Here is an 11,904-nt window from a genome sequence, read left to right on the forward strand (position 1 = left end):
TGATGGGATCGCACGCAGGTGCGCCGCACGGGAGGGATGACGCATGTCCGAGCATCTGACGGCCTCGGCCCAGTCCGCCGCCGTCGACGGTTCGGTGCAGACGGGCGGGACGGGCGGGCAGCCCGACCCGGCCCCTGCCGGCCGCGCCACCGCCGCGAGCTCGCCCGTGCGCGATGCGGCGGCCGCGTTCGCGGCCCGCTACGGCCTGCTCGTCGCCTTCCTGGCGACCGTCGTCGTCTTCAGCGCGGTGCGCTCGTCGACCTTCCCCACCTGGCGCAACGCGGAGTCGATCCTGACGCTCGCGGCGCCGTCGCTGATCATCGCCGTCGGCCTGACGGTCGTGCTCGTGATGCAGGACTTCGACCTCTCCTTCGGCGGCATGATCGGCCTCGCCGGCGGCGCCGCGACCGCCTTCATGGTCAACCACGGCTGGGCCTGGCAGCTCGCGGTCGTCGTCGTGATCGGGCTCGGCGTCCTCGTCGGCGTGCTGAACGGCTTCATGGTCGCCTACCTCGGCGGCAACTCGTTCATCATCACGCTCGCGATGGGGACGGTGCTCGCCGGCGTCGAGTTCGGCCTCACCGACCAGGCGACCGTCTACGACGGCATCCCCGCCGGCTACGTCCAGATCGCCAGCGGCGAGCTGCTCGGGCTCAGCAACCAGATCTGGATCGCGGCCGTGCTGGCGATCGTCGTCTGGGTGCTGCTGGAGCGCAGCGAGATCGGCCGCTTCATGTACGCGATCGGCGGCAACCCGGAGGCCGCGCGGCTCTCCGGCGTGCGCGTGCTGCGGCTGCGGCTGCTCGGCTTCGTCGTCGTCGGCGTCGCTGCGGCCGTCGTCGGGATCCTGCTGACGTCGCAGAGCGCCTCCTACGCGCCCAACGGCGGCACCGCCTACCTGCTGCCGGCCTTCGCCGCCGTCTTCCTCGGCGCCGCCGTCTTCCGGCCCGGCGAGTTCAACGTGCTCGGGACGATCGTCGGCGTGCTGTTCCTCGGCGTGATCCAGACCGGCCTGACGATGCTCGACCTCGAGACCTGGGTGATCAACCTCGTGCAGGGCGGCATCCTCATCACCGCGGTGCTCGTCAGCCGCATGGGGATGGCGCGACGATGAGAGCGCTGGAGCGCGTCGAGGCGCGCGGGATCGTCAAGACCTACCCGGGCGTCGTCGCGCTCGACGGCGCGAACGTGGCCGTCGAGGGCGGCTCGATCCTCGGTCTGCTGGGCAAGAACGGCGCCGGCAAGAGCACGCTGATCAAGCTGCTCGCGGGCGTGATCGCGCCCGACGCCGGCGAGCTGCTGCTCGACGGCGCGCCGATCGAGCTGCACGACCCGCACGCCGCGACCGCGCACGGCTTCGCCTTCGTCCATCAGGAGCTGGCCGACGTGCCGAACCTGACCGTCGCCGAGAACGTCGGCCTCGGCCTCGGCTACCCGACCCGCGGCGGGCTGGTGCGGCGCCGCGCGCTGCGCGCGCAGGCCGCCGCGGTGCTGGCGCGGCTGGAGGCCGAGATCGACCCGGAGACGCCGCTGGCGCGGCTCAGCATCGCGCAGCGGCGGCTGGTGATGATCGCGCACGGGCTCGCCGCCGACGCGCGCCTGTTCGTGCTCGACGAGCCGACCGCGTCGCTGACCGACGACGAGATCGCCCACCTCCACAGAGTCCTGCGCACGCTGCGCGCCGACGGCGTGGCGATCGTCTACGTCAGCCACCGGCTCGACGAGGTCTTCGCCGTCACCGACCGCGTCACCGTGATGCGCGACGGCAGAGACGTCTTCCACGGCGCGACCGCCGACGTCGACAAGCCGCGCCTGATCGAGCAGATCACCGGCACCCGCGGAGCGGTCGAGGCGCGCCCGCGGCGCGTCGCGCCGGCCGGCGGCGAGGAGCTGCTGCGGGTCGAGCGGCTGACGCTGCCCGGGATCGTCGAGGGCGCCGACCTGCGGCTGCACGCCGGCGAGGTGCTCGGCATCGCCGGCCTCGTCGGCGCCGGCCGCAGCGAGCTGGTGCGGCTGATCTGCGGCGCCGACCGCGCCGCGTCGGGCCGCATCGTCGTGCGCGGCAGCGAGCGGCGCATCCGCTCCCCGCGCGACGGGATGGAGGCCGGGATCGTGCTGCTGCCCGAGGACCGCAAGACGCAGGGCGCGGTGCTCGGCTTCTCGGTCCGCAAGAACATCACGCTGCCCGCGATGGAGCGGTTCCGGCTCGCGAAGCCGCTGCCGCTGCCCAGCCAGCGGCGCGAGCGGGCGGCGGCCGGCGACCTCGTGACGCGCCTGCGGATCAAGGTCGCCGACGTCGAGCAGCCGGCGCTGCACCTGTCCGGCGGCAACCAGCAGAAGGTCGTGCTGGCGAAGTGGCTCGACTCCGATGCCGACGTCTTCGTCTTCGACGAGCCCACGCACGGCATCGACGTCGAGGGCAAGGAGGAGGTCTACGACCTCATGGCCGAGTTGGCCGACCAGGGACGGGGAGTGATCTTCATCTCGTCCGAGTTCACCGAGCTGGTGAGCAGCTGCAACCGCGTCGTCGTGATGCGGGACGGACGGCTGGTGGAGGAGTTCGAAGGAGAGGCGATCAGCGACGCCGCGCTCGTGGCGTCCTGTTACAGCCACTAAGTCGCTCAGGCGACGGAGGAGAGGACGATGAGAGGACTCGCGCATTGGCGCCGCGGGCTGCTGCTCGCGGTGGCGGCGCTCTGCGCCGTGACGCTGCTGGCGGCATGCGGCAGCAGCAGCGACGACGGTGACGGTGGAGGGTCGGGCGGCAGCTCGACGCAGACGAAGGGCGAGGGCATCCGCGCCGGCTCCGGCAGCGCCGCCGACAGAGCGGCCGAGGCCGGCGCGCAGGCGGCGAGAGAGACCGGCGAGCCGGTCGAGCTGCCGCAGAAGACGATCGGCATCGTGAACTTCCTGAACGGCATCGAGTCCTCCGACCGGCTCGTCTCGACCAACGAGCTGGCGGCCAGAATGCTCGGCTGGAGAACGCTCACCTGCGACGGCAGAGGCACGCCGACGCAGTTCGTCGCGTGCGGCAACCAGATGCTCGACCGCGGCGTCGACGGGATCGTGATGATCGCGATCGAGCCCGGCCAGGTGCAGCAGGTGCTGACGAAGGCGAGAGCGGCCGGCGTGCCGGTGATCCAGACCGGCGGCGGCGCCGTCCCGGACGGCTACGACGGCAACTACGGCCCGGACGAGTACAAGGCCGGCGAGGTGCTGACCGAGGCGCTGCTGCCGAGACTGGACGCGCTGCCCGGCGACGAGGTCCCGATCGCCGTGCACGACTTCCCGGCCGGCTGGGCGAGAACCCGCACCGACGCGCTGCGCGACGCGCTCAGATCGCAGAGCAAGGTGAAGATCACCGCCGACACCGTCACCGACGGCGCCAACCTCGTGCCGTTCACGCGCAAGACGGTCGCGGACCAGATCACGCAGAACCCCGACCTGAAGACCTTCTGGGTCTCGTTCGACACCGCCGGCCAGGTCACCGGCCAGGTCGTCACGTCGAGATACAAGGGCAGAGCGTTCCCCGACCGTCCGCTGGTCGTCACCTTCCACGCCGACCTCGGCACGATCGAGCTGATGCGCAAGGGCGACATCGACATGACCTCGGAGGTCAACTACGACGCCGGCGTCTGGATCGGCGCCGACAACCTCGCCGAGTTCTTCGCCCGCAGAACGCCGATGATGCAGGAGAACCAGCCGACCTACCCGGTGATCGGCGACCCCTTCACGTACAGAGTCGTGACGAAGGACGAGCTGCCGCCGAGAGGCGAGTACGTCGCGCCGGCCTGGGACATCCCGGCCTACTTCGAAGCGAAGTGGAGAGCGGAGTTCGGGCTCTAGCCCGTCACTGGTGATCCGGTGCTCGCGCTCGTCTACAGCGGAGCGGGGGCGCTCGCCGTCGAGACGACGGCGGCGCCCCTCCCGGATCCCGGCGAGGTGCGCGTGCGCGTCCACTCGTGCGGGATCTGCATGTCCGACGTCTACGGCGTCGCCGGCGTCAACGAGCGGCGCGACGCGGTCCTCGGCGCCGGCGAGACGCTCGTGATGGGCCACGAGGTCGTCGGCGTCGTCGACGACCTCGGCGCCGGCGTCGCGGGGGTCGCGCGCGGCGCGCTCGTCGCGGTCGACCCGATCTGCGGCTGCGGGCGCTGCGCCCGCTGCGCCGCCGGCGAGGAGAACGCCTGTGCGCGGCGGACGATCCGCGGCTGCGTGCCGGCCGCTCCCGGCGGCTACGCCGAGGCGCTCGCCGTGCCGGCGCGCAAGCTGCATCCGCTGCCGCCCGGCACCGCGCCGGAGCTGGGGGCGCTCGCCGAGCCGCTCGCGGTCGGCGCCCACGGCGTCGCGCTCGCCGACCCGCCGGCCGGCGGAGCGGCGCTGGTGATCGGCGGCGGGATCGTCGGGATCGGCGCGGCGCTGGCCGCGCGCCGCCGGCTCGGCGCCGGCGCCGAGATCGTCGTCGCCGAGCCGCGCGCGCACCGGCGCGCGCTCTGCGAGCAGCTCGGCCTCGTCGCCGCGACGCCGCAGCAGGCGCTCGCGCACGAGCAGCGCTTCGAGCTCGTGCTCGACTGCGTCGCGCGCCCGGAGACCTTCGCGGGCGCGGTCCGCGCCGCCCGCCGCGGCGGCGAGATCGTGCTCGTCGGGATCTGGCAGGACGAGATCCCGCTGCCGGTCAGCGAGGTCGTCGCGCGCGAGAGCCGGATCCGCGGCTCGTTCGGCTACACGCACGCCGACTTCGCCGGCGTCGTCGCCTGGCTCGGCGACGGCGGCGGCCGCGACGAGCTGCTGGCGCTCGTCGAGCACCGCGTCGGCTTCGACGGCCTGATCGCCGCCCTGCGCGGCCACGCCGACGGCTCGCTGACGGCCGTGCGGACGCTCTTCCACCCCGACCTCGACCTGGAGCGCACGTGAACTTCGACCTTCCCGACGACGTCAGACAGCTCGTCGCCGTCGCGCGCGACTTCCGCGTGCAGGTGCTCGACCCGCTCGAGCCGGCCTTCCTCGCCGACGGCAACGTGCCGTGGCCGCTGCGGCCGAGACTGCAGCAGCAGGCGCGCGAGCGCGGCCTGTGGGCGATCGACGTGCCGCGCGAGCACGGCGGCCTCGGGTTCGGGCAGCTGGCCGTCTGCGCCGTCCACGAGGAGCTGAACAAGCACCCGATGATGTTCGAGGCCGGCGGCGCGCCCGAGCCGGTCCTCTACCACTGCGGCCCGCACCAGTGGGAGCGCTACTTCGCCGCGGTCGTCGCGGGCGAGCGGCGCAGCGCCTACGCCTTCACCGAGCCCGGCACCGGCTCCGACCTCGGCGCGATCGAGACGCGCGCGGTGCGCGACGGCGACGAGTGGGTGATCGACGGCAGCAAGCTGTTCATCGGCCTCGCCGAGCGGGTCGAGTTCCTGATCCTGTTCGCCGCGACCGACCCTGCCAGAGGCGCCCACGGCATCACCGTCTTCCTCGTCGACTCCGGCACGCCCGGCTACGAGGTCGTGCGCACGATCCCGACGATGGGCGACGCGTGGGAGCCGTGCGAGCTGCGCTTCGAGCAGTGCCGGATCCCCGACGCGCAGCGCCTGGGCCCGGTCGACGAGGGCTTCGCGACCGCCGACGAGCAGCTCAGCCACGGCCGCCTCAAGATCGCCTCCTACCAGCTCGGGATCGCGCAGCGCTGCCTCGACGAGGCGGTCGCGTGGGCGCGGCAGCGGACGACCTGGGGGCGGCCGATCGCCAGCCGCCAGGCGATCCAGTTCATGCTCGCCGACAGCGCCGTCGAGCTGGACGCGGCGCGGCTGCTGGTCTACCGCGCCGCCTGGCGCGCCGACCGCGGCGAGGACGTCCGCGTCGACGCCTTCAAGGCGAAGCTGTACGCGACCGAGATGGCGCAGCGCGTCAGCGACCGCTGCCTGCAGGTGCTCGGCGGGCGCGGCTACGCGAGAGACTCGCCGCTGCAGAGCTTCTTCCGCCAGACGCGGCTGTGGCGGATCGGCCACGGCACCGCCGAGATCCACCGCTGGATGATCGCCCGCGACCTGCTCGGCGCGGCCGCCTCCGAAGGCGGCTCGCGATGAGCGCGGAGGGCGTGCTGGCGGGCAGAGCGGGCGTCGTCACCGGCGGCGCGCGCGGGCTCGGCCGCGCGATCGCGGAGGCGTTCGCCGCCGCCGGCGCGCGCGTCGCGATCGTCGACGTCGCGGGCGCGCAGGAGGCGGCCGCCGAGATCGGCGCCGGCGCGCTCGGGCTGACCGGCGACGTGACCGACCCCGACGGCGTCCGCGCCGCCTTCGCCGAGGTCGCGGAGCGGACCGGCCGCTTCGACTTCCTCGTCAACAACGCCGGCGTGCGCGTGCAGGCGCCGTTCCGCGACCATCCGCTCGACGCCTGGCGGCGGACGCTCGACGTCAACCTCACCGGCAGCTTCGTCTGCGCGCAGGCGGCGGTCGCGCTGATGCTCGCGCGGGGCGGCGGCCAGATCGTCAACCTCGCCTCGATCGCCGGCGCGATCTCGCTGCGCGACCGCGTCGCCTACAACGCCTCCAAGGGCGGCGTGATCGCGCTGACGCAGTCGATCGCCGCCGAGCTGTCCGCGCAGGGGATCCGCTGCAACGCGATCGCGCCGGGGATCGTCGAGACGCCGCTGAGCGCGCCCTACTTCCGCGACGCGCGGATGGTCGGCGCGATCACGTCGAACACGCCGCTGGGACGCTGGGGCCAGCCGCACGAGATCGCCGGGCCGGCGGTCTTCCTCTGCAGCCCGGCCGCCGCGTTCGTCCACGGGCAGACGCTGTTCGTCGACGGCGGCTGGACGGCGCACAAGGGCTACTGAGCAGGGACGGGAGAGAGCGATGTTGGAGAGCGGATTGGGCGGGCGCGTCTGCCTCGTCACCGGCGCGGCGAACGGGATCGGCCGCGCCTGCGCGGAGCTGCTGGCCGGCGAGGGGGCGCGGCTGGCGCTGTGCGACCTCGACGGCGAGCGGCTGGAGGAGGTCGGCGGCGACGCGGCACTGCGGGTCGCGGCCGACCTCTCCAGACGGGCGCAGGTGACGCGGCTGCTGGCGGCGACGCGCGAGCGCTTCGGCCGCCTCGACGTGCTGATCCACTGCGCCGGGATCTACCGCGTCACGCCGCTGCCGCAGGTGACCGACGCCGAGTGGGACCAGCTGCTCGACGTCAACCTGCGCAGCGCCTTCCTGCTGGCGCAGGGGGCGGTCGAGCTGATGCGCGAGGGCGGCGACGGCCGGATCGTGCTGGTCGGCTCGTTCGCCGCCCGCACCGGCGGCCTGCGCGCGAGCGCGCCGTACGCGGCCTCGAAGGCCGGCGTCGAGGGGCTGACGCGCCACCTGGCGCAGTACGCCGGGCCGCTCGGCGTGCGCGTCAACTGCCTCCATCCCGGCTTCACCGAGACGCCGATGACGTCGATCCTCGGCGAGGAGGCGCGTGAGGAGGCGCTGCGGCGGACGCCGCTGCGGCGCCACTGCGGCCCGGCCGAGCAGGCGAGCATGGCGGTCGTGCTCGCCTCCGACCTCGCCGCCTTCGTCCACGGCGCGACGCTGGACGTCAACGGCGGGATGTACATGGCATGAGCCGAGGAGACGAGGACGCGATGCTGCACCCGACCGGCGACCGCACGCTGACCGACCTGCTGCGCGAGCGCGCCGAGGCCGAGCCGGCGCGCACCTTCCTGACGTTCGAGAGCGCCGCCGGCGAGCTGGAGGAGCTGACCTACGCCGCCTTCGCCGCGCAGGTCGAGCGCTGCGCGCGCGGCTTCGCCGACCGCGGGATCGGCCACGGCGACGCCGTCGTCGTGCATCTGCGCAACTGCCCGCAGGTGCTGATCGCGTGGTTCGCGCTGGCGCGGCTGGGCGCGGTCTTCGTGCCGGCCAACGTCGCCTCGACGGTCGCGGAGCTGGAGCACGTGCTGTCGTTCGCGCAGGCGCGGCTGGCGATCACCGAGCCCGGCCTGCTGGAGACCGCGGCCGGCGCGATCGCCGCCGGCGGCCGTCCGCTGCCGCTGCTGGTCGCGCGCGGGGAGGTCGCCGGGCAGGAGCGCTTCGAGGCGCTGCTGGAGGCGGCCGGGCCGCCGCCGGAGCCGGCGGCGCGGGCTGCCGACGTCGCCGAGCTGATCTTCACCTCCGGGACGACGCGCAAGCCGAAGGCGGTGATGCTGACGCACGCCAACTGCCTGCGCGCCGGCCTCGACGCCGTCCACTGCCTGTGGCTGCAGCCGGGCGAGCGCTGCCTGACCGCGCTGCCGCTGTTCCACGTCAACGGCCAGGCGATGTCGGTGCTGGCGGCGCTCACGACCGGCGGCACGCTGGTGCTGCTGGAGGAGTACCGCGCCTCGCGCTTCTGGGCGCAGGTGCGCGCCCACCGCGCGACGCAGACCTGCGTCGTCGCGATGCAGCTGCGGACGCTGCTGGCGCAGCCGCCGGACCCCGCCGACCGCGACCACGAGCTGCGGCGGCTGTTCTACGCGATCAACGTCGCCGACGAGGAGAAGGCCGCCTTCGAGCGCCGCTTCGGCGTCGAGCTGATCAACGGCTACGGCCTCTCGGAGGCGATGACGCTGCTGGCGGTCGCGCCGATCGCCGGCCCCCGCCGCTGGCCGTCGATCGGGCTGGCGTCGCCGGGCCGGCGGCTGCTGCTGCTCGACCCGCAGGGCGAGCCGGTCGCGCCCGGGGAGGTCGGCGAGATCGTCGCCGAGGGCACGCCCGGCCGCGACCTGATGCTCGGCTACTACCGCGACCCGCAGGCGACCGCGGCCGCGCTGCGCGGCAACCGGCTGCACACCGGCGACAACGCCTGGGCCGACGAGGCCGGCTACCTGCACTTCTTCGACCGCAAGAAGGACATGATCAAGCGCGCCGGCGAGAACGTCTCGGCAATCGAGGTCGAGGGCGCGCTGGCGGCCCATCCCGGCGTCGCCGAGGCGGCCGTCGTCGGCGTGCCGGACGCGATCCGCGACGAGGCGGTCGCGGCGGTCGTCGTGCCGGTGGCGGGCAGCGGGCTGACGGCCGAGGAGGTCGTCGCGCACTGCCGCGAGCGGCTCTCGCGCTTCAAGGTGCCGACGGTCGTCGTCTTCGCGCAGGAGCTGCCGAAGACCTCGATCGGCAAGGTCCGCAAGGACGCGCTGCGCAGATCGCTGGCGGGCGATGGGGCCGGCGAGGCGGCGCGCTGACGGCGGGCCGCGCGCCTCAGCGCACTTCGAGGCCGCGCAGCGCGACCGTCGCGAAGGTGTCGGCGACCGCGTCGGCGCTGAGCGGCCCGTCCGGCTGGAACCAGGTGTAGCCCCAGTTGGCCATCGCCAGCACCGCCTTCGTCGCGATCGCCGGGTCGACCGCGACGAAGTCGCCGGCGGCGCTGCCCTCGGCGACGATCCGCGTGACCATCTGCTCGTAGAAGTCGCGCTTGACGACGAGCGCGTTCCAGCGCTCGCCGCTGACGGCGCTGCGCTCCTGCAGGAAGACGGTGACGCCGTCGCGGTGGCGCGCGACGAAGCCGAGCGCGACGCGCAGCGCGCCGCGCAGCTTGTCGGCCGGCCGCTCGGAGGTCGAGACGACCGCCAGCGTCTCCTCGATCAGCTCGTCGATCAGCTGCTCGTGGATCGCGAAGAGGAGGTCCTCCTTCTTGCGCACGTGGTGGTAGAGGCTCGGCTTGCGCATCCCGAGCGCGTCGGCGATCTCGCTCATCGAGGCGGCGTGGTAGCCGCGCTCGCTGAAGATCCGCGTCGCCGCTTCGATGATGTCCGGGCGGACTCTCGGCGGCGCGCTCTCGGATGGCGGCGGGGTCGGGGCGGTGCGGGACACGTCGGCAAGCCTATCGCCTCCCGGCAGATCGACCGGTCGGTAGGGAGCTTGCCTTGTGATGGCGTTAAGGCTAGGCTGGCCTACCGACCGGTAGGACGGTTGGTTCGCTGTCGGAGAGAGAGGAAACGGATGCCGGAGGTCCACGTCCCAGTGGCCCGCGGGGACGGCGCGCTGCGCACCGCCGCCGGGCGCTACCGCCTGATGCGGCTGAGCCGCCGCTTCGAGGAGACGGTCCATGACCAGCACGGGGAGGGCCAGGTGCCCGGCCCGCTGCACCTGTCGATCGGCCAGGAGGCGGTCGCGGTCGGCGCCTGCGCCGAGCTGCGCCGCAGCGACGCCGTGCTGTCGACCCACCGCGGCCACCACCACTGCCTCGCCAAGGGCGCGCGCGCCGATCGGCTGATGGCCGAGCTGCTCGGGCGCGAGAGCGGCTACTCGCGCGGCCGCGGCGGCTCGATGCACGTCGCGATCCCGTCGATCGGCCTGCTCGGCACGAACGGGATCGTCGGCGCCGGCCTGCCGATCGCGACCGGCGCCGCCTACGCGATGCAGGCGCAGGACCGCGACGACGTGACCGTCGCCTTCTTCGGCGAGGGCGCGACCGGGACCGGCGCCTTCGGCGAGGCCGTCAACATCGCGGCGCTGTGGGCGCTGCCGCTCGTCTTCGTCTGCGAGAACAACCAGTACGTCGAGCTGACGCCGCAGGACGTCCACGTCGCCGGTGAGATCTGGCGCCGCGGCGAGTCGCACGGGATCCCCGGCGTGCGCGTCGACGGCAACGACGTCGAGGCCGTCCGCGAGGCCGCCGCGACCGCGATCGCGCGGGCGCGCGGCGGCGGCGGGCCGACGCTGATCGAGGCCGTCACCTACCGCTGGTTCGGTCACTACGCGGGCGACCGCGCCGCCTACCGCGACTCGCGCGAGGTCGACAGCTGGCGCGCCCGCGACCCGCTCGTCGCCGCGCGCGCCGCGCTCGACGACGCCGAGGCCGATGCGCTCGACGCCGAGGTCGAGCGCGAGATCGCCGATGCGCTCGCGTTCGCGCAGCGCAGCGCCGTCACCGGCCCCGGCGCGCTCGCGATCGACCACCTGAAGGAGACGGCATGAGCACGACCGCGACCGAGACGAAGCCGCTGAAGATGTGGCAGGGGATCAACCAGGCGCTGGTCGAGGAGATGGAGCGCGACGAGCGCGTCGTGCTCGTCGGCGAGGACGTCGGCCGGCCCGGCGGGCCCTACGGCGTCACGCGCGGGCTGCAGGAGCGCTTCGGCGAGCTGCGCGTGCGCGACACGCCGATCAGCGAGCAGGTGCTGGTCGGGCTCGGCGTCGGCGCGGGCGCCGTCGGCCTGCGGCCGGTGGTCGAGCTGATGTTCTTCGACTTCGCGCTGATCGCGATGGACCAGATCGTCAACCAGGCGGCGAAGTTCCGCTACTTCTCGGGCGAGTCGCTGCCGCTCGTGATCCGCACGATGTGCGGCGCCGGCGGCCCCAACGGCGCGCAGCACTCGCAGAACTTCGAGGCGTGGTACTGCGCCGTGCCCGGCCTGAAGGTCGTGATGCCCTCCAACGCCGCCGACGCGAAGGGGCTGCTGAAGGCCGCGATCCGCGATGACGACCCGGTCCTCTTCATCGAGACGCTGGGGCTGCTGACGGCGCGCCGCGAGGTGCCGCAGGGCGAGGAGTTCCTGCTGCCGATCGGCGTCGCCGAGACGCGCCGCGCCGGCGACGACGTCACCGTCGTGGCGATCGGGCGGCTGGTCGACCGCGCGCTGGAGGCCGCCGAGACGCTCGCGCAGGAGGGGATCTCGGTCGAGGTGATCGACCCGCGCACGCTCGCGCCGCTCGACGCCGAGACGATCGTCGCCTCGATCGCGCGCACCGGCCGCCTCGTCGTCGCGCAGGAGGCGACGGCGCCGTTCTCGTTCGCCTCCGAGGTCTGCACGCTCGCCGCCGAGCGCTGCCTGCCGCAGCTGAAGGCGCCGCCGGTGCGCGTCGCCTCGCCGTTCGTCAACGTGCCGACGCCGGTGCCGCTGGCGGAGTCGCGCGCGCCGGGCGCCGACGCGGTCGTCGCCGGCATCCGCCGCGCGCTGGAAGGGGCGTGAGC

At 73.9% G+C, this 11,904-nt stretch carries 11 protein-coding genes; 10 read left to right on the forward strand and 1 reads right to left on the reverse strand.

Annotated elements, in window-relative coordinates:
* Positions 1–43: 43 nt before the first annotated feature.
* The 8 genes from Q7L73_RS17490 to Q7L73_RS17525 are packed head-to-tail and all read left to right on the forward strand — an operon-like array spanning position 44 to position 9,172.
* On the forward strand, positions 44–1,114 hold the full coding sequence (locus Q7L73_RS17490) for an ABC transporter permease (RefSeq protein ID WP_304693003.1): 1,071 nt from the start codon (positions 44–46) through the stop codon (positions 1,112–1,114).
* Entirely contained in the window at positions 1,111–2,616 is a 1,506-nt protein-coding gene (locus Q7L73_RS17495; RefSeq protein ID WP_304693001.1) for a sugar ABC transporter ATP-binding protein, read from the forward strand. Before Q7L73_RS17490 ends, Q7L73_RS17495 begins: the two co-directional genes overlap by 4 nt.
* A 27-nt stretch (positions 2,617–2,643) precedes the next feature.
* Positions 2,644–3,846, forward strand: coding sequence for a substrate-binding domain-containing protein (locus Q7L73_RS17500; protein ID WP_304692999.1), 1,203 nt, complete (start codon positions 2,644–2,646; stop codon positions 3,844–3,846).
* Positions 3,847–3,864: 18 nt separating this feature from the next.
* A complete protein-coding gene (locus tag Q7L73_RS17505; RefSeq protein WP_304692997.1) occupies positions 3,865–4,914 on the forward strand; it encodes a zinc-binding dehydrogenase in 1,050 nt (349 codons plus the stop codon).
* Positions 4,911–6,068: an acyl-CoA dehydrogenase family protein gene (locus Q7L73_RS17510; RefSeq protein ID WP_304692996.1), complete on the forward strand. Its 1,158-nt coding sequence runs from the start codon at positions 4,911–4,913 to the stop codon at positions 6,066–6,068. Before Q7L73_RS17505 ends, Q7L73_RS17510 begins: the two co-directional genes overlap by 4 nt.
* Positions 6,065–6,820 (forward strand): SDR family NAD(P)-dependent oxidoreductase, encoded by a 756-nt coding sequence (locus tag Q7L73_RS17515; protein ID WP_304692994.1) that lies wholly within the window; start codon positions 6,065–6,067, stop codon positions 6,818–6,820. Before Q7L73_RS17510 ends, Q7L73_RS17515 begins: the two co-directional genes overlap by 4 nt.
* A gap of 19 nt (positions 6,821–6,839) precedes the next feature.
* Positions 6,840–7,577 (forward strand): SDR family NAD(P)-dependent oxidoreductase, encoded by a 738-nt coding sequence (locus Q7L73_RS17520; RefSeq protein WP_304692992.1) that lies wholly within the window; start codon positions 6,840–6,842, stop codon positions 7,575–7,577.
* On the forward strand, positions 7,574–9,172 hold the full coding sequence (locus Q7L73_RS17525; RefSeq protein WP_304692990.1) for an AMP-binding protein: 1,599 nt from the start codon (positions 7,574–7,576) through the stop codon (positions 9,170–9,172). Before Q7L73_RS17520 ends, Q7L73_RS17525 begins: the two co-directional genes overlap by 4 nt.
* Before the next feature lie 16 nt (positions 9,173–9,188).
* On the opposite strand, the gene Q7L73_RS17530 is transcribed toward Q7L73_RS17525, so the two are convergent.
* Positions 9,189–9,800: a TetR/AcrR family transcriptional regulator gene (locus Q7L73_RS17530; RefSeq protein ID WP_304692988.1), complete on the reverse strand. Its 612-nt coding sequence runs from the start codon at positions 9,798–9,800 to the stop codon at positions 9,189–9,191.
* A gap of 150 nt (positions 9,801–9,950) precedes the next feature.
* On the opposite strand from Q7L73_RS17530, the gene Q7L73_RS17535 reads away from it, so the two are divergent.
* Together Q7L73_RS17535 and Q7L73_RS17540 are read left to right on the forward strand one after the other, a co-directional pair.
* Positions 9,951–10,907, forward strand: a complete 957-nt coding sequence (locus tag Q7L73_RS17535; RefSeq protein ID WP_304692986.1) for a thiamine pyrophosphate-dependent dehydrogenase E1 component subunit alpha — start codon at positions 9,951–9,953, stop codon at positions 10,905–10,907.
* On the forward strand, positions 10,904–11,902 hold the full coding sequence (locus tag Q7L73_RS17540; protein ID WP_304692984.1) for an alpha-ketoacid dehydrogenase subunit beta: 999 nt from the start codon (positions 10,904–10,906) through the stop codon (positions 11,900–11,902). Before Q7L73_RS17535 ends, Q7L73_RS17540 begins: the two co-directional genes overlap by 4 nt.
* Positions 11,903–11,904 lie beyond the last annotated feature (2 nt).

The sequence above is a fragment of the Conexibacter sp. CPCC 205762 genome, assembly GCF_030646155.1.
GTDB lineage: Bacteria > Actinomycetota > Thermoleophilia > Solirubrobacterales > Solirubrobacteraceae > Conexibacter.